The sequence below is a fragment of the Streptomyces sp. NPDC020917 genome, assembly GCF_044333795.1.
Taxonomy (GTDB): Bacteria; Actinomycetota; Actinomycetes; order Streptomycetales; family Streptomycetaceae; genus Actinacidiphila.
Genome location: NZ_JBIRRR010000012.1, coordinates 175,077 through 200,746, shown reverse-complemented (window position 1 = coordinate 200,746; position 25,670 = coordinate 175,077). Strand labels below are relative to the sequence as shown.

Sequence of the window (25,670 nt, the reverse complement as noted above, 5' to 3'; positions counted from 1 at the left end):
CGGAGGGACGGGCGGCCGCCGGGCCTACCACTGGGTGAAGAAGCTGGTCGGGTTGACGAGGTACTCGACCGTGACGTGCGGGATGTGCCGCAGGGTGCGGCCGCGCGAGTACCGGCGGACGAACTCCCAGTCCTCGCGCGGCAGTACGCCCTTGCGCCGGTACAGCCAGCTGAAGCGCATCCCCGGGACCCGGCGCGCGACGAACGCGTTGATGTCGACGAACGCCTCCCGGGCGATGCGCCGGCGGTCCCACGGCACGGACAGCACGTCGTGCTCGGAGCCGTCGGGCAGCACCCGGCGGACCGCGGTGTAGACCGCGTCCGGGCCGTCCGGCGCCTCCAGCACCTGAAGGGCGGTCGCCAGGTGGTCCGGCGCCCACACGTTGTCGTCGTCGAGGAAGGCCACGTAGCGCGACCTGGTGAGGCGCATCGCCACGTTGCGGACGACGCCGCAGTCCCCCGAGTTGCGCTCCATGGCGACGCAGACCAGCCGCGGGTCGTCGGGCAGCCGGTCCTCCGGCAGGGTGCCGGAGCCGTCGTCGACCACGACCACCAGCTGGTCGCGGACGGTCTGGGCGAGCGCCGAGCGCACCGCGACCAGCAGCTCCTCGGGGCGGCGGTAGGTGGGGATCGCCGTGACCACCAGCGGTTCCGGCAGGTCGGGCAGCGTCGTCCTGATGCGGGCGATCTCGGCGTTGACCAGCCGGCGCAGCCGCAGGCCCGAGGGCGCGAGCAGCACCTTGTTGCGCAGCTCGAACAGCACGATCCAGCCGAACGCCCGCTTGAGCACCGTCCAGGGCAGCCGGGCGGCGGTGCGCACCGCCCGCGCGGCCCGGTCCGGGCGCGCCTCGGCCGCGGTCACGAGGTCGCCCCCGGGGTGACCGGTCTTCCGTCGGACATGTGGTTGTCACTCCAGACGTTGCCCGAACCGCCCGCGTTCCAGGCGGCGACGGGACCGTAGCCGCCCGAGCCCGGGTGGTACTCGGTGGAGAAGATGTTCCCGGTGACCTTCACGCCGGTGGCGCCCTGGCCGCCGCCGTAGAGCGCGTAGGCGCCGCCGGCCAGCCAGTTGTCCTGCACGGTGACGTTGGTGACCGGTCCGGTGTCGGCGAACAGGCCGACGCTGCCGGAGGCGCCCTGGTCGACCGGCGTCGGATTGAGCAGGGTGTTGTGCCGGATGGTCAGCCCGCCCGAGCCGCCGCCGTTGCTGATCACCGCGTTGGTGTGCTGCCACTCGCTGCCGAGGTTGCGGAACGGGGTGACGTCGTGGACGTAGTTGTCGTGCAGGTCGCCCTGCCCCATGGACAGGGCGTCGCCGAAGACCGAGACGTCGCACCAGCCGACCTCGATGGAGCTGGTCCCCATGTTGGACACCGCGTAGTCCACGCCGCCGTTGTCGGGACCCTTGCCGGGCACCGCGGTGATGGTGGTGTGCAGGATGCGCAGGCCGTGGTAGCCGGACCGCAGGTTGACGCCCCACCAGTTGTCGGAGGTGATCCGGCTGTCGATGACGGTGACGTCGTTGGCGTAGATGTCCAGGGACCCGGTGATGTCCCAGCGGCGGATGACCGTGCCGTCCTTCCTGACGGTCATGGCGCCGGTGCGGTGCGGGGTCAGGGACAGCCGTGGACCGGTGCTGTGCGCGTCGGGGAAGCCGCAGGCGGAGAAGGAGGCGCAGCGGCCGCCGCCCGGGGACGCGGTGCCGCTCGCCGCGGGGTCCTGGCCGGGGGCGGGCTTCCCGGTGGGCGTGCCGCGCTCGATGCCGGAGGTGCGGGCGGCGTCGCCGGCCGCGGACGAACCCGAATTCGCACTCGGCGAGCGGGAGTCGGCCGGGTCGGCCTGGCCCGGGGCGCAGGTGAGCGCCTCCACCGGGCAGCCGCCCGACGCCGGGTCGCCCGCGCCGGACCGGGTGGCCACCAGCACGGACAGGACCGCGGCCAGCACGGCCCCGGCGGCGAGGAGCGCCAGGAGGCCCCGGCGGCGCGGGCGGGACCGGGCGCCGGCCGGATCGGGGCCCGTCGCGGGGGCCGGGGTTCGGGGTGCGGGCATGAGGGTTACCTCGCCAGGGAGTCGGTGGGCGCGGTGCCGCGCAGGAACTGACGGCTCGGCCAGACGCACAGCGCGTACGCGGCCAGGGCGACCACGGCCGTCGCGGCGAGCGCGGGCCGGCTGTCGCCGAACCTCCGTTCGAGGAGCAGAGCGGTCGCGGCCATCACGGCGCCGCCCAGGAAGGGCCAGGAGCACGCCCTGGCGATCCAGCGGACGCTGATGCCGGCCCGGCTCAGGGCGAGCAGGAACACCGGGACAACGATCCCGCCGGCCACCAGGACATGGCCCTGCGCGACCCCGACGATGCCGTGCAGGTGGGCCGCCACGACGAGGACCGGGAGCAGGGCGGCCAGCCACAGGGCCTGGACGCCGATCAGCGAGCGCCGCCGGCCGACCGCCACCAGGCAGTCGTAGGCGAGTTCGCAGCCGATCCGGATCAGCCCCAGGGCCATCAGCCACGGCAGTGCACGGGCCGCCGGAACCCACGTGCTGCCGTAGACGAGTTCGACGATGGGGGCGGCGAGCGCGCCGAGCAGCACGCACAGCGGGACGGTTCCGGTGACCAGGACGCCCAGGGCCCTGCTGAAGCCCTCGGCGAGCCCGCGCGGGGAGCCGGCGAGCCGGGAGAAGCCGGCGAAGGACACCCGGCGCGCGGCTTCGGAGATGATCCGCACCGGCCAGCCGGAGATGTTGAAGGCGAGGACGTAGAAGCCGAGCGAGACCTTGCCGAGGGTGGACCCGACCACCAGGGTGTCCAGGTTGACCACGCACAGCGCGAGCAGGCTGGCGCCGGCCAGCGGCACCCCGAAGCGCAGCAGCGCCCGCGCCTGGTCCCGGTCCCAGCCGAAGCGCAGGGTGCCGGGCGCGGCGAGGCAGAACCCGGTCAGGGCGACGACGTTGCCCGCGACCGACCCCCAGGCGAAGCTCATCGCGCCCATGCCGCCGAACGCCAGCAGCAGCGTGATCCCGGTGCTGGTCACGAAGTTGGCGGCGTCGATGACCATCCGCCTGCCCTGCGCGAACTCCCGGGTGAGGAACCCCGCGGGCACCTGGGCGATGCCGTCGAGGACGACGCACAGGCACATCACCCGCAGCACCCACGCCGCGTCCGGCGAGCCGACGGTCCGTGCCACGGCCGGCGCGGAGAAGAACAGGGCGGCGTACACCAGGGTGCTGGACGCGGTGCTCAGGGTCAGGACCGTCGGGGAGAACCGCCGGGCGTCACCGTCCCAGCGGATGATCGCCAGGCCGACGCCGAGTTCGTTGGCGGCGAGCAGGACCAGCAGCACGGTCTGGGCGATGCCGTAGACGCCCCAGGCGGCGGGCCCGAGGGCGAAGCGGGCCAGCGCGATGCCGGTGGCGAAGTTGCCCAGCCGCATGACGACCGTGTTGATCAGGCTCCAGCGGGCCGCGGAGCGGACCTTGCGGCCGAGGGAGGGGGCGGCGGGCGCGGCGTCGGGCGCCGGCCCGGCCGGGGAGGGGACGGCCGCCGGGGGCACGGCTCCTGCGGGGGGCGCGGTGAACACCTCGGCGTCCTCGTCGTCCTGGATCGCCCAGGACGGGACCCTGCGCACCCGGCGCGGGGCGGTGGCGGCGTCCCGGCCCAGGATCGCGGCGTCCCGCCGCGGGACGGTGGACTCCGGGTGCGGGACGGCGGCTTCCGGGATCGGGCCGGCCGCGTCGTGCCGCGGGACGGCCCCCTCCCGGTCGGGGGGCCGGCCTGCCGGATCTTCTGCCGCGCGGGCCCAGTTCATGAGACGGCTCCTTGCCCTGCGGCTCGCGGGAGGCGGGGGTCAGGTGGTCACGGAGTCCACGGCGGACAAGGGGGTCGTGGCGAACAGGGGGTCGTGGCGGCCGCGGTCGTGGCCGGCGCGCAGGTCACCGTGTTCGCGGGGTCAGGGGTTCAGGACCAGGACCGGGGTCAGGGGTTCAGGGCCAGAACCGGGGTCACGGAGTCGGGGTCACGGAGTCGGAGTCAGGAGGTCGGGGTCACACGAAGCGGTGGGCGTCGGTGCCCGCCGCGTCAGCGCCGTGCACCCCGGTCACGTCGCCCATCCCCGTGGTCTCCGCCGCGTGCGTGCCCCCGCTGCCGGACGCACCGGACGCACCGGGACCGCCGGACGTGAGGGCCGTTCCCGGGGCGCCGGGGTCCGACGGGTCGTCCGGAGGGTCGGGCTGCAGGGCCCCGACCTCCAGCGCGTCGCGGTCCAGCCCGCCGGGCAGCGACCAGCTGGGAGCCTTGCGGGACAACGCGGCGGACGACCGTTCGGGTCCGGCCGCCGCGGCGTGCTTCCCGGTGGCCCGGCCCGCCTCGCCGTCCTCGTCCTGCCCCCCGTCCGGCACCGCCGCGTCCGGTTCCCGGCCCGCCCCCTCGGTGGCCGGAGTCCTGCGCCGGGCCTCCACGTAGAAGGTGGCGACCAGGCTGACCACGACGCCGGCCACGGCGGCCAGCGCCAGGTACTCGTAGCGGGTCTTGGTCTGCGCGACCGGGTTCTGCGGCGGCACGATGGTGGCCATCCGGATCATCGCCTGGGACGTGACGGACTGCTGCGTCTGGAACTGCTCCAGGCGTTCGGCGGCGTAGGCCGTGAACAGCTTGTCGGCGGCCAGGACGGCCCTCTTGTCGGTGCCGCTCGCGGTGAGCCACAGCAGCGGGCCCACCGCGTTGTCGGCCAGCTTGGCCGTGGTCGCGGCGGTCGCGCCCTGGGCCTTGAGGTGGGCGACGGCGGCATCGGAGTTGAGGTTGCGGGCGAGGCTGTCGGCCATGCCGTTGAGGGAGATCTGGCTGCTGAGGAACGGGTTCCCGTCGAACGCCTTCGTGGCCTTCTGCGAGTTGAGCAGCACCACGGTGCTCTGCGACGTGTAGGTCACCGGCACCTTCAGGTACGCGCCGGCGGTGAGCGCCACGGTGAGCAGCACGCCGGGCAGCAGCACATACCATCGCCGGCGCATGACGCGGGCGATCTCCGCGAGATCCATTCACAACCCCCCTGGCGTCTCCGTGACGCGCGATCAGCATATGGCGTGCCATGCCCGGACGAGGGTCGTTTCGACCCGCGGGGCCCGCCTGCCCGCCCGGCCCGGACGCCTCATCTCCCGCGCCGCGGAAGGTCGGTGGGCCGGGGCCGGCCGGCCGCGCCGTCCCGGTCCAGCAGGACCTCGGCGATCCGCTCCCCCGCGCGGCCGTCCCACAGGTCCGGGCGGCGCGGCGCGGGCGGGTCGTCGAGCACGGCGTGGACGGTGGCGACGATCTGCTCCGGGTCCCGCCCGGCCAGCACGTTGGTGCCCTGCTCGACGGTGACGGGCCGCTCGGTGTTGTCCCGCAGCGTCACGCACGGCACGCCGAGCGCGGTGGTCTCCTCCTGCACCCCGCCGGAGTCGGTGAGGACGATCCGGGCCGAGTCCTGGAGCGCGATGAAGTCGAGGTAGCCGGCCGGCGGGATCAGCCGCAGGCCGCCGGGCACCCCGAGGTCGGCCAGCCGTCCCGCGGCGCGCGGGTGGACCGGCAGCACCAGCGGGCAGCGGCCGGCGACCTCGCCGAGCGCCTTGAGCAGGCCGGCGAGCATCTCGGGGTCGTCCACGTTGGCGGGCCGGTGCAGGGTCACCAGGCCGTACTCCCCCGCTGTCAGGCCGAGTTGCCGCAGCGCGTCGCCGCGCCGCGCCCGCTCCAGGTTGGCCAGCAGGGTGTCGATCATGACGTTGCCGACGACGTGGATCTGGTCCTCGCGGTAGCCCTCGGCGCGCAGATGGTCCGCCGCGTCGGCCGACGGGGCCAGCAGGTAGTCGCTGACCCGGTCGGTGACGACGCGGTTGACCTCTTCGGGCATGGTCCAGTCGCGGCTGCGCAGCCCGGCCTCGACGTGGGCGAGCAGCGGGCCCGCCTTGGCGGTCACCAGGGCGCAGGCGAGCGTGGAGTTGATGTCGCCCACGACGACCACCGCGTCCGGCCGGAGTTCGGCGAGCAGCGGCTCGAACGCCGCCATGACCCGGCCGGTCTGCTCGGCGTGCGTGCCCGAGCCGACGCCGAGGAACCGGTCGGGCGGCCGGATGCCGAGGTCCCGGAAGAAGACGCCGTTCATCGCCTCGTCGTAGTGCTGCCCGGTGTGGACGAGCAGGACCTCGGCGCCGCGCCGCTCCAGCGCGTCCATCACCGGTTTGATCTTCATGTAGTTGGGGCGGGCGCCGGCGACGCACACGATCCGCATCGCGGGTTCCTCCTGGGTGGCGGCCACGGGTCAGAGCACCTCCACGGTGGGTCCCGACAGCCGCCGCCGGCAGTCGAGGACGAACGAGGCGTTCTCGGTGATCTGTTCGTAGTCGAAGGCGTCGTGGTCGGTGAGCAGCACCACCACGTCGGCGTGGGCGAGTTCCTTGCGGGTCAGCTCCACCCGGACCAGTCGCGGGTCGACCGCCGCGGTCTCCACCACGTGCGGGTCGGCGGCCCGTACCTTGGCGCCCATGTCGAGCAGCAGGCGGGAGATGCGCAGCGACGGCGACTCCCGGGCGTCGCCGGTGTTCTGCTTGTAGGCCAGGCCGAGCAGCAGCACCCGGGAGCCGTTGACCGCGCGGCGGCGCCGGTTGAAGGCGTCGATGATGCGGCGGGTGACGTACTCGGGCATGTGCCCGTTGATGTCGTTGGCCAGCTCCACGAACCGGAAGCTCTGGCCGAGTTCGCGCTGCACGCGCCAGGACAGGTACGACGGGTCGATGGGCAGGCAGTGGCCGCCGACGCCGGGGCCCGGGGTGAACTTCATGAACCCGAACGGCTTGCTGGCGGCGGCGTCGATGGCCTGCCACACGTCGATGTCCAGATGGCGGGCGAACATCGCGATCTCGTTGACCAGCGCGATGTTGACGTGCCGGAAGGTGTTCTCCAGCAGCTTGGCGAGTTCGGCCTCCTTCGGGGAGTCGACCGGCACGGTGGTGTCGACCAGCCCGCCGTAGAAGTCCTGCACGGCCTTCAGCGAGGCGGCGTCGACGCCGGAGACAACCTTCGGCGTCTGCTGGAAGCCCCACACCCGGTTGCCCGGGTCGATGCGCTCGGGGCTGTAGCCGAGGTGGAAGTCGGCGCCCGCGGTCAGCCCCGAGCCGTCCTCCAGCAGCGGCGCGAACAGTTCCTGGGTGGTGCCGGGATACGTGGTGGACTCCAGCACCACGGTGGCGCCCGGGCGCAGGTAGCGGGCGAGGGTCCGCGCCGACTCCTCGATGTAGCGCAGGTCGGGGACGCCCTCGCGCAGCGGCGTGGGCACGGTCACCACGGCGACGTCGAAGCCGCCGCAGTCGCGCGCCGCGTCGCTGGCGCGGTAGGTGCCGTTGTCCAGCGCGGCGACGACCCGCTCGGAGGAGACGTCCTCGACGAAGGAGACGCCGGACGCCAGGCTCTTGATCCGCCGGGCGTCGACGTCGTACCCGATGACCTCGTGCCCCACCTCGGCTGCGCGGATCGCCAGCGGCAGCCCGACGTAGCCCTGTCCGACCACGACGACGCGCATCAGTGACTCCTGTTCACGGAAGGGGCTGCGGGGGTGCGGCGGACCAGTTCGCGGGCGGTCATCGCCACGAAGGCCGCATTGGTGGTGAGGTAGCGGCGGGCGAGCCGGCGCGGCTCCTGCAGCAGCCGGTAGAGCCATTCCAGGCCGAGGCGCTGCCAGGCCAGGGGCGCGCGGCGGGTGACGCCGGCGAGGATGTCGAACGAGCCGCCGACGCCGTGCACGACGTGGACGCCGGTGCGCCGGCCGTAGGCGGCGGTGAAGATCTCCTTCTTCGGCGACGTCATCCCCAGGAACAGCAGTTGGGCGCCGCCGGCCCGCACGGCGTCGGCGATCTCCGGCTGCTCGGCGTCGTCGAAGTAGCCGTTGCGGGAGCCGGCGACCTTCAACCCCGGGAACCGCAGGGCGACCTGGCGGTTCATCCGGCGCAGCACGTCCTCGGTGGCGCCCAGGAAGTAGACGGAGTAGCCGTGTTGCTCGGCGGCGGCCAGCAGGCGCATGAACAGGTCGATACCGGCGACGCGTTCGGGCAGCGGGGAGCGCAGCAGGCGCGCCGCCCACACCACGGCCTGGCCATCGGCCACCACGAGGTCGCAGCCGGCCACGGCGGCGCGCAGGCGCGGGTCGCGACGCATGGTGACGAGCTTGGCGGCGTTGACGACGCCGACCTCCAGGGGCCGCCCATCGCGGACGGCGTCCAGGCACCGCTGCACCGTCTGGTCCATCGTCAGGGGGTCGATCCCGACCCCGAACAGGGTGCGTCTGCCGCTCATCGGCGCGCCTCCGGCCCGGCGGCGGAGGTCTGCGGCCGGCGCGCGCCCTGCGGCGCGAGCCAGGCGTGCAGCATCCAGCCGAACTCGTAGGGGCGGCACTCGCGGTCGACGGCGGTGGGCCGGTAGACGCGGTCGAGGACGCCCAGCCGGGCGCCGGGCAGCGGGCGGGTGGCCAGGCCGCGCGCGGCGCGCACGGCCTTGGCGGGATCGCCCCGGTACACCTTGCGCCAGGTGACGCCGGCCTCGTCGAGGATCAGCGGCTCCGGCCGGCCGGCCGCGGCCAGTTCCGGCGGTTCCGCCATCCAGGACAGGCCCCGGCGGACCGCAGCGCCGAAGTCGGTGCCGCCGGCGTCGGCGAGGTCGAACAGCGCGGTGGGCGCCATGGCGTGCTGGTGCACGCTGTACACGGGGTAGCCCTCGACGACGGAGCCGGTCCTGGCGTCGTAGTGCCACCACCACTGCCCCGCCTCGCCCTGCAGCGCGCAGATGCGGGCGGCGCAGGCGTCGGCGGCGGCGAGCGCCTCCGGGTCGTGCCCGGCGGCGTGCAGCCGGGCCAGGGCCTGCAGCGGGTAGGTCTGGTCGGCGAAGCAGCTGATGTGCGCCCGGTACCAGGGCACGAGCCCGGGACCGGTGGCGTGCGGGAACAGCGGGCCGGCGCCCGTGCGGGAGCGCAGCAGCCGGTCGCGGGCGGCGGCCAGCGGCCGCTCGACGTCGGCGGTGGCGCGGGCGGCGGCCAGCGCGGACAGCACCCAGGCCGCCTCGACGGTGTAGCGGGGCCCGCCGCCCGCGTCGAGGGCGGCGACCCGGTCGAGCGCGCCGGCGAGCGAGGGGTGGCCGGTCTCGGCCGCCGCCCAGGCGACGAGCGCGGCGTCCCCGAGGTTGGTCACCTCGGGCAGCCGCCGGACGAGCAGCCCGGTGAACTCCCCGGCAGTGTGGCCGCCGAGCACCGCCCGCTGCCGTTCGGTGGGCAGCAGCCGGGCGCCGAGCACGGTGATCGCCGCGTACCGCAGGCTGGTGCCGCGGTTCTCCATTTGCCAGGCGGATCCGGCGGGCCGCCCGCCGGATGCGGTGCGTGCGGCCCGGGTGAACGCGAAGGTGTCCCGGTCGGCCCGGTACATCGCCGGCAGGCCCGACTCGGCCACGGCCAGCAGCCGTTCGGCCAGTGCGTGGAGTGGTGGATCCTCGCCGGCGAGCGCAGCGAGACGTGTCGTGGTCATCGTCCCCTCACAATGATCATGGGCAGGCCGTGCTGCGTGCGTACCGGCCGCGACGGGCCCGGCGGTCAGCCGGGCGCGCGGTGCCGGGCAGCGGAACGCGGTCCTGCGGCGCGCGGTCGACACGCCCGGTCCTGCGCATACGGCACACCAGCCCCCCTGGCAGTTACCGATCGGCCTCGCGGCGGTCCGGTCCTCGTCCGGACACGGGTACGGCCCCGGCGCCGCGCTCCGCGGCGTCCCACCGCCGCGTCCCGCAGACCGCCGTTGCCGTCTCCGATCACTGAAACCCCCCACCGGACAGGGCAGTTCGCCATGTCCGGCCCGCAACGTGAGGAACACGATATGCCGAGGGATGTCCGCCGTTTCAGGCTTTTCCGAAAAACGCCGGAAGACGCCGTTGCGGGTTCACGCCGGGTTCCGCTCCGGGGCGCGCACGACGGTGCGCGAGCGGCCGGACGGCCGCGCCGCCGGCGGTCACGGGCGCTCGAACAGCACGCCGTCCTTCTCGTCGTGCAGCGCCCCGGTGCGCGGGCAGCGCCACACCCCGGGTTCCCCTTCCACCTCGGCGAGCCGCTCGCCGGCCCGCCCGACCCAGCCGATCCGCCGGGCCGGGACGCCGGCCACCAGGGCGAAGTCCGGCACGTCGCGGGTGACCACGGCGCCGGCCGCGACCAGCGCCCAGCGGCCCACGACGACCGGCGCCACGCACACCGAGCGGGCACCCAGCGACGCCCCCTCGCCGACCCGTACCGCGACCGGCTGCCAGTCGCCGCCGCGCTTGAGCCGCCCCTCGGGGTCGACCGAGCGCGGGAAGTGGTCGTTGGTGAGCACGGCGGCCGGGCCGACGAACACCCCGTCGGCGAGTTCGGCCGGCTCGTACACCAGCGCGTGGTTCTGCAGCTTCACCTGGTCGCCGATGCGCACGCCCGGCCCCACGTAGGCGCCGCGGCCGATGATGCAGCCGCGGCCGAGCCGCGCCTGCTCGCGGATCTGCGCCAGGTCCCACACGGTGGTGCCGTCGCCGAGTTCCGCCGTGCCGTCCACCTGTGCGGTGGGCTGGATGCTTACCGTCACGCCGCTGACCTTCCCCCCCAGAACGCCCCGCTTGTGTGCGGTGAGCATAGGGGCGTTCCGGGCGAGCGCGGGCACGTTCGGGCACAACCGGGTGATCCGCGCATGGCGCAGGTTCCGCCCGGACACAATGGGACGTTGCCGGCGAGTGCCGGGCGGTTGCTCACGACACTGAGGGCGTGATGGGCATGAGGCAGCTCGGCATTGCGGGGACCTGGGTGCACGAACCGAAGGTCTTCACCGATGCCCGGGGCGCATTCCACGAGTGGTTCCGCGAGGACGAGTTCGCCACCGCGACGGGCCGCTCGCTGCGCCTGGCGCAGGCGAACTACTCGGTGTCCGTACGCGGGACCGTGCGCGGCGTCCACTTCGCGGACGTACCTCCGGGCCAGGCGAAGTACGTCAGCTGCGTACGCGGTGCGGTACTGGACGTGGTGGTGGACATCCGGGTCGGCTCCCCCACCTTCGGCACCTGGGAGGGGGTGCGGCTGGACGACGTCGACCACGCGTCGGTCTTCGTCTCCGAGGGCCTCGGGCACGCCTTCATGGCGCTGACGGACGACGCGACGGTGGTCTATGTGTGCTCCGAGGGGTACGCCCCGGCCCGCGAGCACGCGATCCACCCGCTCGACCCGGAGCTCGGCATCCGCTGGCCGGGCGGCTACCGGCGGCTGCTGTCGGACAAGGACGCGCAGGCGCCGACGCTCGCCCAGGCGAAGGAGCGGGGGCTGCTGCCCGCGTACGAGGACTGCCTGGCGCTGTACGGCGAGGCCGGCGGGGGCAGGGCGGGGTGAGGCGGGCGGGGGCAGCGCAGGGTGAGGCGGGCGGGGGCAGCGCAGGTGCGGCCGCCCGCGGTCCGGGCGGCCGGCGCGGTCCGTCGGTGGCGGGCCGGCAGACAGGCCCTAGCCGCGGTCCCAGCGGCCGGTGCGGTGGCCGAATCCGGTGTCGGAGCCGCGCTGCCGCAGCAGTTCCACCAGGTAGCCGCCGTAGCCGCTCTTGAGCAGCGGCTCGGCGAGCTCGCCGAGGCGGGCGTCGTCGATGAAGCCGGCCAGCCAGGCGGCCTCCTCGATGCAGCCGATCTTGAAGCCCTGCCGCTCCTCCACGACGCGGACGTACTCCGACGCCTGGACCAGGGACTGGAAGGTGCCGGTGTCCAGCCAGACCGTGCCGCGGTCGAGCACGGAGACGGTCAGCCGGCCGCGCTCCAGGTACTCCTGGTTGACGTGGGTGATCTCCAGCTCGCCCCGGGTGCTGGGGGTGAGCTTGCGGGCGACGGCGACCACGTCGGCGTCGTAGAAGTACAGGCCGGGGACGGCGTACCGGGAGCGCGGCCGGGCGGGCTTCTCCTCGATGGACAGCGCCCGGCCGCCGGCGTCGAACTCCACGACGCCGTAGTCGCCCGGGTTGGCCACGGCGTGCGCGAAGATCACGCCGCCGTCGGGCTCGGTGTAGCCGCGCAGCTGCCGGCCGAGGCCGTCGCCGTGGAAGATGTTGTCGCCGAGGACCAGGGCCACCGGCTCGTCGCCGATGAACTCCTCGCCGATGACGAACGCCTCGGCGATGCCCGCCGGGTGCTCCTGCACGGCGAAGGAGAACCGCAGGCCGAACTGGGAGCCGTCGCCGAGCAGCCGCTCGAACTGCGGCCGGTCGTCCGGCGTGGTGATGATCAGGATGTCCCGGATGCCCGCGGTGACCAGGGTGGTCAGCGGGTAGTACACCATCGGCTTGTCGAAGACCGGCATCAGCTGCTTGGAGACGGCCTTGGTGATCGGCCACAGGCGTGACCCGGTCCCGCCCGCGAGCACTATCCCACGCATGCCGGTGATGATAGCGATCGCGGCGGTTTCCCATCGTTGGACCGCGAAGTTCCCCGAACATCACCGTGCGCGGCGTGTGTCCCCTACGATGACGGTCCCATGCGCATACTCGTCACCGGCGGGGCCGGCTTCATCGGATCGCAGTTCGTGCGGGCCACGCTCCGCGGCGACCTGCCGTCGGGGCCGGGGACCCGGGTCACCGTCCTGGACAACCTGACCTACTCGGGCAACGAGGCGAATCTCGCCGACGTCGCGGGGCATCCGGACCTCACGTTCGTGCACGGCGACATCCGCGACCGCTCGGTGGTGGACGAGGTGACGGCCGGGCAGGACGCGGTGGTGCACTTCGCGGCCGAGTCCCACGTGGACCGCTCGATCGTGGACGCCACGCCGTTCGTGACCACCAACGTGCTCGGCACGCAGGTGCTGCTGGACGCGGCACTGCGGCACCGGGTGGGACGGTTCGCGCACGTCTCGACGGACGAGGTGTACGGCTCGGTCGCCGAGGGCAGCTGGACCGAGTCCTCGCCGCTGGCCCCCAACTCCCCTTACGCGGCGTCGAAGGCGTCCTCGGACCTGATGGTGCTCGCCTGCCACCGCACCCACGGCCTGGACGTGACGGTGACGCGCTGCTCGAACAACTACGGGCCCTACCACTTCCCCGAGAAGATGATCCCGCTGTTCGTCACCAACCTCCTCGACGGGCGCAAGGTGCCGCTGTACGGCGACGGCCGCAACGTACGGGACTGGCTGCACGTGGCGGACCACTGCCGGGGCATCGACCTGGTGCTGCACCACGGGCGGGCCGGCGAGGTCTACCACGTAGGCGGCGGCACCGAGATCAGCAACCGGGAGCTGACCGGCCGGCTGCTGGCGGCCTGCGGCGCGGACTGGGACCGGGTCGAGCAGGTGCCGGACCGCAAGGGCCACGATCTGCGCTACTCCCTGGACATCGGCAAGATCCGCGAGGAGCTGGGGTACGTGCCCCAGGTCGGTTTCGACGAGGGGCTGGCCGCGACCGTCGCCTGGTACCGGGACAACCGCGACTGGTGGGAGCCGCTGAAGGCCAAGGCGGAGCTGCCGCGGTGAGCCGCTGGCTGGTGGCCGGCGCGGGCGGCATGCTCGGCCGCGACCTGGTGGAGGTGCTCGCCGGCACACCCGGCCTGGCGGTGACGGGCCTGCCCAGGGCCGGCCTCGACGTCACGGACGCGGCGGCCGCCGACGCCGCCGTCGCCGGGCACGACGTGGTGGTGAACGCGGCCGGCTGGACGGACGTCGACGGCGCGGAGAGCGCCGAGGCGGCGGCCACCCGCGTCAACGGCGACGGCCCGCGGCACCTGGCCGCGGCCTGCGCACGCCACGGCGCGGTGCTGCTCCACGTCTCCACCGACTACGTGTTCGCCGGCGACGCCGCCCGCCCGTACCCGGAGGACGCACCGACCGCGCCGCTCAACGCGTACGGCCGGGGCAAGCTCGCCGGGGAGCGCGCGGTGCGCGAACTGCTGCCCGAGCGCGGCTTCGTGGTGCGCACGGCATGGCTGTACGGCGCCCACGGCCGCAACTTCGTCACGACGATGCTGGGGCTCGCCCGGCAGCGGGAGACGCTCGACGTGGTGGACGACCAGGTCGGCCAGCCCACCTGGACGCGGGCGCTGGCGGTGCGGCTCGCCGGTCTCGGCGACGCGGCGCTCGCCGGGCGGGCCCCGGCGGGCGTCTACCACGCGACCGCGTCCGGCCAGGTCAGCTGGTGCGGGCTGGCCCGGGCCGCGTTCGCACTGTCGGGCCTGGACCCCGACCGGGTGCGCCCGACCACCTCGCGGCAGTTCCCTCGCCCGGCCCCGCGGCCCTCGTACAGCGTGCTCGGCCACGCCGGGTGGGCCAGGGCCGGCATGGCGCCGATGGACAACTGGCATGCCGAACTCGCTGCGGCGATCCCGGTGTTGACCGCGGCGACCACCGCTCCCCCCACCTGACCGGGCCGGCCGGCCCGGCCGCAGCGTTCCCGACACCCGTGCACAGCAGCCGACTTGGCGTGCGCCCGTGCCTCCCACGGGACTTGGCGGGACCTTTGCCGATCGTTTGTCACGCGGTGGTGCCACCACTCCCAGTGTTGTCTGCACACTGACAATCACGCACCGGGCGTCACGAACACCCCACCGATCTACGCCCGTTGCACCTGCACCGCGAGACCCGCGAGAAGGAGCAGCATGTCGGCAACCATCCGCATCACCGCCGTTTCCGCCGTGGCCGCAGCAGTCCTGTCCGCCCTGGCGACCGCGCCCTCAGCGGTCGCCTCGGCCGGCTCCGCGATCCGGCAGACCCCCGTCGCCGGCCACGTGCTGGTGGCACCCGGCGCCCGCATCACCCACAGCACCAGCTCCAACTGGTCCGGATACGCCGCCTCGGGCGGCACGTTCACCAGCGTCTCCGCGAGCTGGGTGCAGCCGACCGTGCACTGCGGCAGCGCCACCACGTACTCGTCGTTCTGGGTCGGCATCGACGGCGACGGCAGCAACTCCGTGGAGCAGACCGGCACCGAGGCCGACTGCTCGGGCGGGCAGGCGTACTACTCGTCGTGGTACGAGATGTACCCGGCCTACCCGGTCAACTACAGCAACACGGTCAGCCCCGGCGACCACTTCACCGCCACCGTGTCGGTCAGCGGCAGCACCTTCACGCTGACCCTCAGCGACACCACCAGGGGCTGGACGAAGACCACGAAGAAGAACTCCAGCACCGCCCAGGACTACTCGGCCGAGATCATCGCCGAGGCCCCGTCCAGCTCGACCGGGGTGTTGCCGCTGTCGAACTTCGGCACCGCGTCGTTCACCGGCTCCACCGCCAACGGGCAGCCGATCGGCAACTTCTCCCCCGACAAGATCAACATGGCGTCCGGCAGCACCACCAAGGCCACCACGTCGTCGCTCTCCAGCGGCGAGAACTTCAGCGTGACCTGGAACCACAGCTGACATCGCAGTCGGTGTCCGGCGCGTGACGCACCGCGAACCGGCCGGGGCCCCGGGCCCCGGCCGGTTTCGTCACGAAACAGGCGGGTACCCGAGCGGGAACCCCAGCCGGAACCGGAGGCAGCGGCGCCCGGAGAAGGAGGGCCCGCCGGCCGGCGCGCGACAAGGGAGGCCGAGGTCTATGACGGACCAGGGAAGCAACAAGACCGGATTCGTCCGCGACGACGAGCTGAAGCGGGAGATGCAGGACGCGCTGCGGTCCACGCGCCCGGTGCGCTCCGAGGAACCCCTCGAACCGCAGTCGGTCCAGGACGAGCTGGTCACCGGACTGGTGGCGGTCCCCAGCCCGGGCGCGCCGTCCGGGATGACACCGGAGGACGTCATCGTCCGCAGCGACCTGGCCAGGCACCTGGAACCCAGCATCTTCCCGGCGCGCCGCTCGGCGCTGCTCGGCTCCCTGCACCGGCACCAGGCCCCGGACGCCCTGCTCGACCGGGTGTCGGACCTGCCGAGCGGCACGGAGTACCGCAACGTGCAGGCGGTGGTGCAGGCGATGGGATTCGGCGTGGAGGAGAACCCGCAGCGCGGCGGGTGACCCCGAGCGCGGTGGCATGACCGCCGCGCACGGAGCCGCAGGCGGGCATGACCCGCCTGCGGCTCCACCGTGGCGCGCGGGGAGACCACCGCGCTCGGGGTCACCCGGATCAGTCGAGCGTGTCGGGGTCGGGGCCGGTGCGCAGGCCCCGGTCCAGGCCGGCGATCGCGGCCAGGTCGGCGTCGTCGAGGGCGAAGCCGAACACGTCGAGGTTCTCCCGGATGCGGGCCGGCGTCACCGACTTGGGGATCACCACGGTGCCCAGCTGCAGGTGCCAGCGCAGCACCACCTGGGCCGGGGTCCTGCCGTGCTTCCGGGCGATCGCGGCGAGCGCCGGCTCGTCCAGCAGCGCGCCCTGCGCCAGCGGGCTCCACGCCTCGGTGACGATCCCGAACTCGGCGTGGACGGCGCGCAGTTCACGCTGCTGCAGGCCGGGGTGCAGCTCGACCTGGTTGACCGCGGGCACGACCCCGCCGTCCTCGATCAGGCGGCGCAGATGCGCGGGCTGGAAGTTGGACACGCCGATGGCGCGGACCCGGCCGTCGGCGAGCAGCGCGCGCAGCGCCCGCCAGGTGTCGAGGTAGCGGTCCTGGGCGGGCGCCGGCCAGTGGATCAGGTAGAGGTCCACGTGGTCCAGGCCGAGCCGGGCGAGGGAGGCGTCGAACGCGCGCAGCGTGCTGTCGTGGCCCTGGTCGGCGTTCCAGACCTTGGTGGTGACGAACAGCTCCTCGCGGGGCAGGCCCGACGCGGCGAGCGCCCGGCCGACGCCGGTCTCGTTTCCGTAGACCGAGGCGGTGTCGATGCTGCGGTACCCGGCGTCGAGGGCGGCGCCGACCGCGGCGGCGGTCTCGTCGTCGGGGACCTGGAAGACGCCGAACCCGAGCTGCGGCATGGCCACGGGGCCGGCGCCGTCGCCGATGCCGTGGGCCAGGGCGACGGTGGGCACGGCCGGGGTCGCGGTCGCGGCGGGGGTGCCGCTCTGCGGGGTGCCGGCGGTGGCGCCGGACGGTGCCTGAGGGCTGGTGGCGGGGGTGGTGCTCATGGTGGTGCGGTACTTCCTTCCGGGTGCGGAACGGGGGTGGGTCAGGGGGTGGTTCGGGGGACGCGGCGGGGTGCCGCTTCGGCATCGCGGAGGCGCCGCGGAAGCGCCGCGGGCCGGTCAGTGCCGGTCAGTGCCGGTCTGCGGGCACCCGGGCGGGCTCGCCCGCGGCCGGAATCCGGGCGACGACGCGGCCGCGGGTCCGGGCGCCGCCGTCCGAGGTGCCGCGCTTCAGGGCGCCGCGTTCCAGCGCGCTGGAGACCAGGGCCAGGACGAGCGCGGCGGCGGCGAGTGCGGCGCCGACCCAGTTGACGGCGGTGTAGCCGTAGCCGGCCGAGATGACCAGGCCGCCGAGCCACGCCGACAGGGCGTTGCCGAGGTTGAACGCGCCGATGTTCACCGCCGAGGCCAGGGTGGGGGCGCCGTGCGCCTGGTCCAGGACCCGCTTCTGCAGCGGCGGCACGGTCGCGAAGCCGAGCGCGCCGATGAGGAAGACGGTCACCGCGGCCGCGGCCTTGCCGTGCGCGGTCACCGTGAACAGGGCCAGGACCGCGGCCAGCGAGGCCAGCGCGGTGTAGAGCATCGGCATCAGCCGGCGGTCGGCGAACCGGCCGCCGACCAGGTTCCCGGCGACCATGCCGAGGCCGAAGAGCACCAGCAGCCAGGTGACCGAGCCCTCCGCGTAGCCGGTGACGCCGGTCATCATCGGCGCGATGTAGGTGATGGCGGCGAAGACCCCGCCGAAGCCGAGCACGGTCATCGCCATCGCCAGCAGGACCTGGACGTTGCGGAACACGGCCAGCTCGTGGCGCAGCTGCACGCCTTCCTGCTTCGGCATGTCCGGGACGAGGCGGGCGACACCGAGGAGCCCGACGACGCCGAGAGCCGCGACGATCACGAAGGTGACGCGCCAGCCGGCGGTCTGGCCGACGAGGGTGCCGAGCGGCACGCCGACGACGTTCGCGACGGTCAGGCCGGTGAACATCATGGCGATGGCGCCGGCCTTCTTCTGCGGCGCCACCAGCTCCGCGGCGACCACCGAGCCGATCCCGAAGAACGCGCCGTGGGCGAGGGAGGCGATCACCCGGCCGAGCAGCAGCACGGCGAAGACGGGTGCGGCGGCGGACACGAGGTTGCCGATGACGAACAGCCCCATCAGCAGCATCAGCATCCGCTTGCGGGAGATGCGGGTACCGAGCACGGTCATCAGCGGCGCGCCGGCCACGACGCCGAGCGCGTACCCGGTGACCAGCAGTCCCGCGGTGGGCACGGAGACGCCGAAGTCCCCGGCGACCTGCGGCAGCAGGCCCATGATCACGAATTCGGTGGTGCCGATCCCGAAGGCCCCGATGGCGAGGGCCAGGAGCGCGAGAGGCATGGGGACAACCTTCCGGGTGGGTGCGGTGCGGTGCGGCGCTTCGTCGAGCGCATTGATGGCGTCAGCGCCTTACGAGCGCCCACAATAATTGCAGACGCGGGTTAATTGCAAACGCGCTATAGTGGGCAGCGCGCCCGCCGGCACCGGTGCCCGGGCGCGGACCGCCCTGGAGGGACCATGACCGCTACGGATCCGGCAATGACGGCCCTGGCCGACAGCTGGTGCGCGCTGTCGGTGCTGCACGGGCGGATCGAGACGCACATCGAACGCGCCCTGCAGGCCGGACACGGCCTGAGCGTCCGCGAGTACTCGCTGCTCGATGTGCTCAGCAGGCAGCACGACGGCGAGGGCGGGCATCTGCAGATGAAGCAGGTCGCCGACGCGGTGGTGCTCAGCCAGTCCGCGACGACCCGGCTGGTGACCCGGCTGGAGGAGCGCGGCCTGCTCGCCCGCTACCTGTGCCCCACCGACCGGCGCGGCATCTACACCGACGTGAGCCAGGCCGGCCTGGAACTGCTCGCCGCCGCCCGCCCGACGAACGCCGCCGCCCTGCGCGAGGCGCTGGACCAGGCCGCCACCGAACCCCAACTCGCCCCGCTGGTCCGGGCGGTCGAGGAGACGCGCAGCGGCGACCGGCGTCCCCTGGTGGGCTGAGCCCCGCCCACCCGCACCAGCGCTGAGCGTCCCCGCACCCGGCCGCCGTTCCGCCCGCGCCGACCGGACCGGGCGTGACCGGCCCGGCTTCCGGCGCCGCGATAGGTGTAGGCGCCCGGTAACAGGCGCCGCCCGAACCGGGCATTCCCTGCGGCCCAACGGGGGCGTGTCGGCCCGGTCCGCGACCGGCCACCCCTCCGAGCTGGTGTCGATGTCCTGCGCGACGGGCCGAACCGGGCGCAAGGCTGTCCGTTACGGGCACCGGACGGGCGCAGGCACGGCGGTATAACTCTTCTACGGGCAGCACCGGGCACGCCGTGCCCGGACCGGTGACGAGGCGAGGTGGGACCATGCGAGCCGAGGAACGCCAGCACCGCATCCTCGCGCTGGCCCGCCACCAGGGCCAGGTCGAGGTCACCGCCATGGCCGCCGACCTGGCGGTCGCGCCGGAGACCATCCGGCGCGACCTCGGGGTGCTGGAGCGCCGCGGTCTGGTGCGCCGCACCTACGGCGGCGCCTATCCCGTGGAGGGCGCCGGCTTCGAGACGGACCTGGCGCAGCGCGTCACGCTGCATGTCGCCGACAAGCGCCGGATCGCCGCCGAGGCGATCAAGCTGCTCGGCGAGGCAGAGACCGTGTTCGTGGACGAGGGGTACACCCCGCAGATCCTGGCCGCGCTCCTGCCCGGCGACCGCCCGCTGACCGTGGTCACCGCCTCCCTCACCACGGCGGCGGCGGTCGCCGACTCCCCGAACACCACGGTGCTGCTGCTCGGCGGCCGGGTCCGGGCCCGGACCCTGGCCACCGTCGGCTCCTGGGCCTGCGCGATGCTCGCCGGCTTCGTCATCGACCTGGCCTTCCTCGGGTCCAACGGCATCTCCCGCGAACTCGGCCTGACGACGCCCGATCCCGTCGTGGCCGACGTCAAGGCCAAGGCGCTGGAGGTCTCGCGGCGGCGGGTCTTCCTGGGCCACCACAGCAAGTTCGGCGCCAGCAGCTTCTGCCGCTTCGCCGAGGTCGCCGACTTCGAGGCGATCGTGACCGACACCGGTCTGTCCAGCGCCGAGGCGCACCGCTACGCCCTGCTCGGCCCGCGCGTCTTCAGGGTCTGACCCGCGGGGCCGCGCGCCCTGCAACCGCTCCGTCCCACCGGTCCCCTCCGGGCCGCCTCCCTACCCCGTCACGCCCTCAACTCCCCCGCAGAACACCGCGATTGCCCGCAATCCCCGCAATCCCCGCAATCCCCGCACGGCAACGCCCGGGCTCTCCCTGCGAGTTCCCCCGGTACCCCCGCACGACCGCACCGCTCCCCAGCACACCCTCACACCGGTCATGAAAGGGACGCATCATGACACCGACCACCCTCAGAAGCACCCGCCGGGTCCTGCCTCCGCTCGCGCTGGCGGTCTGCGGCACCCTGCTCGCCGCGGCCTGCTCCGGCGCGGGCGGCGCCGGCGGCGGATCCGGCTCGCACTCCATCAACGTCCTGATGGTCAACAACCCCCAGATGGTGGACCTGCAGAAGCTCACCGCCGCCAACTTCACCAAGTCCACCGGGATCAAGGTGAACTTCACCGTGCTCCCCGAGGACGACGTCCGGGACAAGATCACCCAGGACTTCTCCAGCCAGGCCGGCCAGTACGACGTGGCGACCATCTCCAACTACGAGGCGCCGATCTACGCCAAGAACGGCTGGCTCGCCTCGCTGAGTGCGCACACCACCGCGGACACCGCCTTCGCGCAGAGCGACATCCTGCCGGCGATCCAGCAGTCGCTGACGTACAACGGCCAGATCTACGCCGAGCCGTTCTACGGCGAGTCCTCGTTCCTGATGTACCGCAAGGACGTCTTCGCGGCGAAGGGCCTGACCATGCCCGCCGCGCCGACCTGGGCGCAGGTCGCCGACCTGGCCGCGAAGGCGGACGGCGCGAAGTCCGGCATGAAGGGCATCTGCCTGCGCGGCCAGCCCGGTTGGGGCGAGGTGATCGCACCCATGACCACGGTGGTGAACACCATGGGCGGCACCTGGTTCGACAAGGACTGGACGGCGCAGGTCGACAGCCCGGCGTTCAAGAAGGCCGTGTCGTTCTACGTCGACCTGGTCCGCAAGCACGGCGAGGCCGGCGCGCCGCAGGCCGGGTTCACCGAGTGCCTGAACGACCTGGAGCAGAGCAAGGTCGCCATGTGGTACGACGCGACGTCCGCGGCCGGCTCGCTGGAGGCGTCCGACTCGCCGGTCGCCGGGAAGATCGGCTACGTGCCGGCCCCGGTCGACCGGACGAAGAGCTCCGGATGGCTGTACACCTGGGCCTGGGGCCTGCAGAAGGCGTCCAAGCACCAGGACGACGCCTGGAAGTTCATCTCCTGGGCCTCCAGCAAGGGCTACGAGAACCTGGTCGGCACGAAGCTCGGCTGGTCCCGGATCCCGGCCGGCAAGCGCACCTCGACCTACTCCAACGCGCAGTACGTGGCCGCCTCTTCGGCCTTCGCCAAGCCGACCCTGACCGCCCTGGAGGCCGCCGACCCCGGCAACCCGGGCGTCCAGCCCCGGCCCGCGCCCGGCATCCAGTTCGTCGGCATACCGGAGTTCACCGACCTGGGCACCAAGGTCTCCCAGGAGATCAGCTCGGCGATCGCCGGCCGCACCAGCGTCGACAGCGCCCTGAAGACGAGCCAGTCGCTCGCCGAGAAGGTCGCGGCGAAGTACGCGGGCCAGTGACATGAGCACTCCTTCGACCACCTCCCCCTCCCGGCGGCTGCGGGCCCCCGACGCGCTGCGCCGGGGTCCCTCGGTGGCCTCCGCCGGGCCGCCGCGCCCGCGCCCGCGCGGGGCGTGGGCCCGGCGGGCGCCGCTGCTGCCCGCCCTGGTGTTCATGATCGTGGTGACCCAACTGCCGTTCGTCGGCACCCTGGTGATCTCCTTCATGCGCTGGAACGCGCTCGACCCCGGCAACAAGGGCTTCGCCGGACTGTCCAACTACAAGACCGAGTTCACCGATCCCCAGCTGCGTGCGTCGCTGACCACCACGGTGGTGCTCACCGCCTCCGTGGTGCTGGTCAGCCTGGCGCTGGGGCTCGGCCTCGCCCTCCTCCTCGACCGCAGGTTCCGCGGCCGGGGCCTGGTGCGCACCCTGCTCATCACCCCCTTCCTGGTGGTGCCGGTGGCGTCCGCGCTGCTGTGGAAGCACGCGCTCTACAACGCGGAGTACGGACTGCTCAACGGCAGCCTGTCGTGGGTGTGGAGCCTGTTCGGCAGCCACAACCCGCCGCAGCCCGACTGGCTTTCGCAGTCGCCGAAGCTGGCGGTGGAGGCGTCGCTGATCTGGCAGTGGACGCCGTTCATGATGCTGATCCTGCTGGCCGGGCTGCAGAGCCGCCCCACCGACGTCGTCGAGGCGGCGCGCGTGGACGGCGCGACCACCTGGCAGGTCTTCCGCTACCTGACCTTCCCCCACCTGCGGCGCTACCTCGAACTGGCCGCGCTGCTGGGCACGGTGTACGTGGTGCAGAACTTCGACGCCGTGTTCACCCTCACCTCCGGCGGCCTGGGCACCGCCAACCTCCCGTACGCCGTCTACTCGACCTTCTACCAGGCGCACGACTACGGGCAGGCGTCCGCCGAGGGCGTGATCGTGGTGGTGCTGTCGATCATCGTCGCGACGTTCGCGCTGCGCACCGTCTCGTCGCTGTTCCGAGAGGAGACCCGCTGATGACGACCGCCGTCGCCGGCCCGCGGACGCGGGCCCAGTCTCCGGCTCGGCCCCGCGGGCGGGAGCGCCGCACCCGCGGCCTGCTGGGCCTGCTGGCGTGGCTCTGCGGGATCGTGTTCTTCCTGCCCTTCGCGTGGATGGTGCTCACCTCGCTGCACGGCGAGCAGGACGCGGCCGCCAACCCCCCGCATCTGGCCGCGCCGTTGACCCTGCACGGCTACCGCGAGTTCTTCGGCTCGGGCACCGGCGTGAGCCCGTGGCCGCCGCTGGTCAACTCGCTGACCGCGAGCATCGCCTCCACCCTGCTGGTGCTGCTGCTGGCCACCCCGGCCGCGTACGCGCTGTCGATCAAGCCGGTGCGCAAGTGGACCGACGTGATGTTCTTCTTCCTGTCCACCAAGATGCTGCCCGCGGTGGCGGGCCTGCTGCCGGTGTACCTGATCGCCAAGAACGCCGGTCTGCTGGACAACATCTGGCTGCTGGTCGTGCTCTACACCTCGATGAACCTGCCGATCGCGGTGTGGATGATGCGGTCCTTCCTCGCCGAGGTGCCGGTGGCGATCATAGAGGCGGCGTCCATCGACGGCGCCGGCCTGCCGACCGTCCTCACCCGGATCATCGCCCCCGTCGTGATGCCCGGCATCGCCGCGACCGCGCTGATCTCGTTCATCTTCAGCTGGAACGAGCTGCTGTTCGCGCGGGTGCTCACCGGTGTCGTGGCGGGCACCGCCCCGGTGTTCCTCACCGGATTCGTCACCAGCCAGGGCCTGTTCCTGGCCAAGGTGTGCGCCGCCGCCGTCTGTATCTCCCTGCCGGTGCTCGCCGCCGGTTTCGCCGCCCAGGACAAGCTGGTCCAGGGCCTGTCCCTTGGAGCCGTCAAGTGAAGGCAGCCGTCATCAGCTCCCCCGGCGTCGTCGGCATCGAGACCGTCGACGACCCCGCCCCCGGTACGGGCGAGGTGGTGGTGCAGGTCGCCGCGTGCGGGCTGTGCGGTACCGATCTGCACATCCTTCAGGGCGAGTTCGCGCCGACGCTGCCGATCGTGCCCGGCCACGAGTTCGCCGGCGAGATCGTCGCGGTCGGCGCCGAGGTGGCCGGCCTCGCGGTCGGCGACCAGGTGGCGGTGGACCCGTCCCTGTACTGCCACGAGTGCCACTACTGCCGGATCGGCCGCAACAACCTGTGCGAGCGGTGGAACGCCATCGGCGTCACCGTGCCCGGCGGCGCCGCGGAGTTCGCCGCGGCCCCCGCGGCGAACTGCATCAGGCTGCCGGAGCACATCAGTACCCGCGACGCCGCGCTGATCGAGCCGCTGTCCTGCGCGGTACGCGGATACGACGTGCTGAGCACGCGGATGGCCGCGCACGTACTGATCTACGGCTCCGGCACCATGGGCCTGATGATGCTGGAACTCGCCAAGCGGACCGGCGCGGCCAGCGTCGACATGGTCGACGTCAACGAGGACCGCCTCGCCACCGCCCGCGCGCTGGGCTGCAGCACCACCGCCACCAGCGCCGAGGCGATCCAGCGGCCGCGCGGCTGGGACGTCGTCATCGACGCGACCGGCAACGCCGCCGCCATCCAGGACGGCCTGGAACGCGTCGGCAAGGGCGGCACCTTCCTGCAGTTCGGCGTGGCGGACTACGCGACGCGCGCGACCATCGACCCCTACCGCATCTACAACCAGGAGATCACCATCACCGGCTCGATGGCGGTGCTGCACAGCTACGAACGCGCCGCCGAACTGTTCGCGGGCGGCGTGCTGGACCCGGAGGTGTTCATCAGCGACCGGCTGCCGCTGGTCGACTACGCCGCCGCGCTCCAGCAGTTCAAGGCCGGGCAGGGCCGCAAGATCCAGGTGGTGCCGTGACCTCCTCCCCCGTGCCCTCCCCGGCACCCGCCCTGGTGGTCGGCGAGGCCCTCACCGACCTCCTGGTGGACGAGGCGGCCGGCATCCGGCGCGCGCTGCCCGGCGGTTCGCCGGCCAACGTCGCGCTGGGCCTCGGCCGGCTCGGCCATCCGGTGCGGCTGGCCACCCGGGTCGGCCGGGACGCCCTCGGCGGGCAGGTGCGGTCCCACCTGCGCGACAGCGGCGTGCTGCTCACGCCCGGCTCGGTCACCGGGGAGCCGACGTCCACCGCGACGGCGACCCTCGACGCGTCGGGCGCGGCGACCTACACCTTCGACATCACCTGGTCGCCGGCCGCCGGGGCGATGGCCGCGCTGCGGTCGGGGCCGCCCGCCCACCTGCACACCGGGTCGATAGCTGCGGTGCTGCCGCCGGGCGCCGACGCGGTCCTCGCGGCGGTGCGGTGGACGGCGCCGCGCGCCACGGTCTCCTACGACCCCAACCTGCGGCCCGATCTGACCGGTTCCGCGGAGGATCTGCGGGAGAGGGTGGAGACGCTGGTCGCGGCCAGCGACGTGGTCAAGGCGAGCGACGAGGACCTGGCGTGGCTGTACCCCGGCGTCGATCCGGCGAAGGCGGCGCAGCGCTGGGCCGACGGCCGCGGCCCAGCGCTGGTCGTGCTGACCGGCGGCGCCCGCGGCGCCCGGGCCTGGTGGCGGTCGGGCAGCCACGAGGTGCCCGCGCCGCGGGTCGCCGTCGCCGACACCGTGGGCGCCGGCGACGCGTTCACCTCGGCCCTGCTCAGCGTCCTGCTGGGCGCGGGGGTGCTCGGCGCGGCCCCCGCGTGCCGCGACCGACTGCGGGCCGCCACCGCCGGCGACCGCCTCCCGCCGGTGCTCGCCGGGGCCCTGGACCTCGCGGCCCGCGCGGCCGCGCTGACGTGCACCCGCCCTGGCGCCGACCCGCCGACCGCCGCGGAGCTCGGCCGGTGAGCCGGGCGGGTGCGGCGCGTCGCAGGCCGCCCGGATCCGGCCCCGACACGCCCGGCGCCGGGAGGCTCCCAC

General features: G+C 73.5%; 24 protein-coding genes. 12 read left to right on the top strand and 12 right to left on the bottom strand.

From position 1 onward, the window contains the following. Positions 1-24: 24 nt before the first annotated feature. The 9 genes from ACH4TG_RS24920 to ACH4TG_RS24880 form a co-directional block, all read right to left on the bottom strand. Positions 25-861 carry a glycosyltransferase family 2 protein gene (locus tag ACH4TG_RS24920; protein ID WP_398244694.1) on the bottom strand — a complete coding sequence of 279 codons (837 nt, stop codon included), beginning with the start codon at positions 859-861 and terminating at the stop codon, positions 25-27. Continuing rightward, positions 858-2,048 (bottom strand): hypothetical protein, encoded by a 1,191-nt coding sequence (locus tag ACH4TG_RS24915; RefSeq protein WP_398244692.1) that lies wholly within the window; start codon positions 2,046-2,048, stop codon positions 858-860. The genes ACH4TG_RS24920 and ACH4TG_RS24915 overlap by 4 nt, the downstream gene beginning before the upstream one ends. Positions 2,049-2,053: 5 nt before the next feature. Then, positions 2,054-3,802: a lipopolysaccharide biosynthesis protein gene (locus ACH4TG_RS24910; protein WP_398244691.1), complete on the bottom strand. Its 1,749-nt coding sequence runs from the start codon at positions 3,800-3,802 to the stop codon at positions 2,054-2,056. Positions 3,803-4,037: 235 nt separating this feature from the next. Then, on the bottom strand, positions 4,038-5,027 hold the full coding sequence (locus ACH4TG_RS24905) for a chain length determinant protein (protein ID WP_398244690.1): 990 nt from the start codon (positions 5,025-5,027) through the stop codon (positions 4,038-4,040). Positions 5,028-5,137: 110 nt separating this feature from the next. Then, complete coding sequence (gene wecB, locus ACH4TG_RS24900) at positions 5,138-6,280, bottom strand: non-hydrolyzing UDP-N-acetylglucosamine 2-epimerase (protein ID WP_398244689.1); 1,143 nt, start codon at positions 6,278-6,280, stop codon at positions 5,138-5,140. A 3-nt stretch (positions 6,281-6,283) separates the two neighbouring features. After that, a complete protein-coding gene (locus ACH4TG_RS24895) occupies positions 6,284-7,540 on the bottom strand; it encodes a nucleotide sugar dehydrogenase (RefSeq protein WP_398244688.1) in 1,257 nt (418 codons plus the stop codon). Beyond that, the gene (locus tag ACH4TG_RS24890; RefSeq protein ID WP_398244687.1) at positions 7,540-8,310 is read right to left on the bottom strand and encodes a WecB/TagA/CpsF family glycosyltransferase; all 771 of its coding nucleotides are present in this window, start codon (positions 8,308-8,310) and stop codon (positions 7,540-7,542) included. The genes ACH4TG_RS24895 and ACH4TG_RS24890 overlap by 1 nt, the downstream gene beginning before the upstream one ends. Next, on the bottom strand, positions 8,307-9,527 hold the full coding sequence (locus ACH4TG_RS24885; protein WP_398244686.1) for a hypothetical protein: 1,221 nt from the start codon (positions 9,525-9,527) through the stop codon (positions 8,307-8,309). Before ACH4TG_RS24885 ends, ACH4TG_RS24890 begins: the two co-directional genes overlap by 4 nt. A gap of 474 nt (positions 9,528-10,001) precedes the next feature. Then, on the bottom strand, positions 10,002-10,649 hold the full coding sequence (locus tag ACH4TG_RS24880; protein WP_398244685.1) for an acyltransferase: 648 nt from the start codon (positions 10,647-10,649) through the stop codon (positions 10,002-10,004). A gap of 137 nt (positions 10,650-10,786) precedes the next feature. Between ACH4TG_RS24880 and rfbC the strand changes: the two genes are divergently transcribed. Beyond that, positions 10,787-11,392 carry a dTDP-4-dehydrorhamnose 3,5-epimerase gene (rfbC, locus tag ACH4TG_RS24875; RefSeq protein ID WP_398244761.1) on the top strand — a complete coding sequence of 202 codons (606 nt, stop codon included), beginning with the start codon at positions 10,787-10,789 and terminating at the stop codon, positions 11,390-11,392. Between the two features lie 108 nt (positions 11,393-11,500). Here rfbC and rfbA read toward each other — a convergent pair whose 3' ends face one another. After that, positions 11,501-12,415, bottom strand: a complete 915-nt coding sequence (gene rfbA, locus ACH4TG_RS24870; protein WP_398244684.1) for a glucose-1-phosphate thymidylyltransferase RfbA — start codon at positions 12,413-12,415, stop codon at positions 11,501-11,503. Between the two features lie 99 nt (positions 12,416-12,514). On the opposite strand from rfbA, the gene rfbB reads away from it, so the two are divergent. From rfbB to ACH4TG_RS24850, 4 genes are all read left to right on the top strand, one after another. Next, the gene (gene rfbB / locus ACH4TG_RS24865) at positions 12,515-13,504 is read left to right on the top strand and encodes a dTDP-glucose 4,6-dehydratase (protein WP_398244683.1); all 990 of its coding nucleotides are present in this window, start codon (positions 12,515-12,517) and stop codon (positions 13,502-13,504) included. Then, a complete protein-coding gene (gene rfbD, locus ACH4TG_RS24860) occupies positions 13,501-14,388 on the top strand; it encodes a dTDP-4-dehydrorhamnose reductase (RefSeq protein WP_398244682.1) in 888 nt (295 codons plus the stop codon). The genes rfbB and rfbD overlap by 4 nt, the downstream gene beginning before the upstream one ends. Before the next feature lie 234 nt (positions 14,389-14,622). After that, complete coding sequence (locus tag ACH4TG_RS24855) at positions 14,623-15,384, top strand: G1 family glutamic endopeptidase (protein WP_398244681.1); 762 nt, start codon at positions 14,623-14,625, stop codon at positions 15,382-15,384. A 178-nt stretch (positions 15,385-15,562) separates the two neighbouring features. Next, positions 15,563-15,976, top strand: coding sequence for a DUF2795 domain-containing protein (locus ACH4TG_RS24850; protein ID WP_398244680.1), 414 nt, complete (start codon positions 15,563-15,565; stop codon positions 15,974-15,976). A 109-nt stretch (positions 15,977-16,085) separates the two neighbouring features. Here ACH4TG_RS24850 and ACH4TG_RS24845 read toward each other — a convergent pair whose 3' ends face one another. Together ACH4TG_RS24845 and ACH4TG_RS24840 are read right to left on the bottom strand one after the other, a co-directional pair. Beyond that, complete coding sequence (locus tag ACH4TG_RS24845) at positions 16,086-16,868, bottom strand: aldo/keto reductase (RefSeq protein WP_398244760.1); 783 nt, start codon at positions 16,866-16,868, stop codon at positions 16,086-16,088. A 277-nt stretch (positions 16,869-17,145) separates the two neighbouring features. Then, the gene (locus ACH4TG_RS24840; RefSeq protein WP_398244679.1) at positions 17,146-18,393 is read right to left on the bottom strand and encodes an MFS transporter; all 1,248 of its coding nucleotides are present in this window, start codon (positions 18,391-18,393) and stop codon (positions 17,146-17,148) included. Positions 18,394-18,570: 177 nt separating this feature from the next. Here ACH4TG_RS24840 and ACH4TG_RS24835 point away from each other — a divergent pair, with 177 nt between their 5' ends. The 7 genes from ACH4TG_RS24835 to ACH4TG_RS24805 all read left to right on the top strand — a co-directional run bounded on the left by ACH4TG_RS24835 (position 18,571) and on the right by ACH4TG_RS24805 (position 25,598). Continuing rightward, on the top strand, positions 18,571-19,047 hold the full coding sequence (locus tag ACH4TG_RS24835; protein WP_398244678.1) for a MarR family winged helix-turn-helix transcriptional regulator: 477 nt from the start codon (positions 18,571-18,573) through the stop codon (positions 19,045-19,047). A gap of 350 nt (positions 19,048-19,397) precedes the next feature. After that, positions 19,398-20,159, top strand: a complete 762-nt coding sequence (locus ACH4TG_RS24830) for a DeoR/GlpR family DNA-binding transcription regulator (RefSeq protein ID WP_398244677.1) — start codon at positions 19,398-19,400, stop codon at positions 20,157-20,159. A 236-nt stretch (positions 20,160-20,395) separates the two neighbouring features. Beyond that, the gene (locus ACH4TG_RS24825) at positions 20,396-21,766 is read left to right on the top strand and encodes an ABC transporter substrate-binding protein (protein ID WP_398244676.1); all 1,371 of its coding nucleotides are present in this window, start codon (positions 20,396-20,398) and stop codon (positions 21,764-21,766) included. A gap of 1 nt (position 21,767) precedes the next feature. Further along, the gene (locus ACH4TG_RS24820; RefSeq protein ID WP_398244675.1) at positions 21,768-22,757 is read left to right on the top strand and encodes a carbohydrate ABC transporter permease; all 990 of its coding nucleotides are present in this window, start codon (positions 21,768-21,770) and stop codon (positions 22,755-22,757) included. Further along, a complete protein-coding gene (locus ACH4TG_RS24815; RefSeq protein WP_398244674.1) occupies positions 22,757-23,641 on the top strand; it encodes a carbohydrate ABC transporter permease in 885 nt (294 codons plus the stop codon). The genes ACH4TG_RS24820 and ACH4TG_RS24815 overlap by 1 nt, the downstream gene beginning before the upstream one ends. After that, entirely contained in the window at positions 23,638-24,627 is a 990-nt protein-coding gene (locus tag ACH4TG_RS24810) for a zinc-dependent alcohol dehydrogenase family protein (protein WP_398244673.1), read from the top strand. Before ACH4TG_RS24815 ends, ACH4TG_RS24810 begins: the two co-directional genes overlap by 4 nt. Beyond that, complete coding sequence (locus ACH4TG_RS24805) at positions 24,624-25,598, top strand: carbohydrate kinase (RefSeq protein ID WP_398244672.1); 975 nt, start codon at positions 24,624-24,626, stop codon at positions 25,596-25,598. The genes ACH4TG_RS24810 and ACH4TG_RS24805 overlap by 4 nt, the downstream gene beginning before the upstream one ends. Positions 25,599-25,670: the final 72 nt, after the last annotated feature.

What these genes read in the sequence shown, in the direction of transcription:
- ACH4TG_RS24915 (WP_398244692.1), bottom strand. Translation starts at nt 2,048, where the DNA reads ATGCCCGCACCCCGAACCCCGGCCCCCGCGACGGGCCCCGATCCGGCC.
- ACH4TG_RS24910 (WP_398244691.1), bottom strand. Translation starts at nt 3,802, where the DNA reads ATGAACTGGGCCCGCGCGGCAGAAGATCCGGCAGGCCGGCCCCCCGAC.
- ACH4TG_RS24905 (WP_398244690.1), bottom strand. Translation starts at nt 5,027, where the DNA reads ATGGATCTCGCGGAGATCGCCCGCGTCATGCGCCGGCGATGGTATGTG.
- ACH4TG_RS24895 (WP_398244688.1), bottom strand. Translation starts at nt 7,540, where the DNA reads ATGCGCGTCGTCGTGGTCGGACAGGGCTACGTCGGGCTGCCGCTGGCG.
- ACH4TG_RS24890 (WP_398244687.1), bottom strand. Translation starts at nt 8,310, where the DNA reads ATGAGCGGCAGACGCACCCTGTTCGGGGTCGGGATCGACCCCCTGACG.
- ACH4TG_RS24885 (WP_398244686.1), bottom strand. Translation starts at nt 9,527, where the DNA reads ATGACCACGACACGTCTCGCTGCGCTCGCCGGCGAGGATCCACCACTC.
- ACH4TG_RS24880 (WP_398244685.1), bottom strand. Translation starts at nt 10,649, where the DNA reads ATGCTCACCGCACACAAGCGGGGCGTTCTGGGGGGGAAGGTCAGCGGC.
- rfbC (WP_398244761.1), top strand. Translation starts at nt 10,787, where the DNA reads ATGAGGCAGCTCGGCATTGCGGGGACCTGGGTGCACGAACCGAAGGTC.
- rfbA (WP_398244684.1), bottom strand. Translation starts at nt 12,415, where the DNA reads ATGCGTGGGATAGTGCTCGCGGGCGGGACCGGGTCACGCCTGTGGCCG.
- rfbB (WP_398244683.1), top strand. Translation starts at nt 12,515, where the DNA reads ATGCGCATACTCGTCACCGGCGGGGCCGGCTTCATCGGATCGCAGTTC.
- ACH4TG_RS24855 (WP_398244681.1), top strand. Translation starts at nt 14,623, where the DNA reads ATGTCGGCAACCATCCGCATCACCGCCGTTTCCGCCGTGGCCGCAGCA.
- ACH4TG_RS24850 (WP_398244680.1), top strand. Translation starts at nt 15,563, where the DNA reads ATGACGGACCAGGGAAGCAACAAGACCGGATTCGTCCGCGACGACGAG.
- ACH4TG_RS24845 (WP_398244760.1), bottom strand. Translation starts at nt 16,868, where the DNA reads ATGCCGCAGCTCGGGTTCGGCGTCTTCCAGGTCCCCGACGACGAGACC.
- ACH4TG_RS24840 (WP_398244679.1), bottom strand. Translation starts at nt 18,393, where the DNA reads ATGCCTCTCGCGCTCCTGGCCCTCGCCATCGGGGCCTTCGGGATCGGC.
- ACH4TG_RS24835 (WP_398244678.1), top strand. Translation starts at nt 18,571, where the DNA reads ATGACCGCTACGGATCCGGCAATGACGGCCCTGGCCGACAGCTGGTGC.
- ACH4TG_RS24830 (WP_398244677.1), top strand. Translation starts at nt 19,398, where the DNA reads ATGCGAGCCGAGGAACGCCAGCACCGCATCCTCGCGCTGGCCCGCCAC.
- ACH4TG_RS24825 (WP_398244676.1), top strand. Translation starts at nt 20,396, where the DNA reads ATGACACCGACCACCCTCAGAAGCACCCGCCGGGTCCTGCCTCCGCTC.
- ACH4TG_RS24820 (WP_398244675.1), top strand. Translation starts at nt 21,768, where the DNA reads ATGAGCACTCCTTCGACCACCTCCCCCTCCCGGCGGCTGCGGGCCCCC.
- ACH4TG_RS24815 (WP_398244674.1), top strand. Translation starts at nt 22,757, where the DNA reads ATGACGACCGCCGTCGCCGGCCCGCGGACGCGGGCCCAGTCTCCGGCT.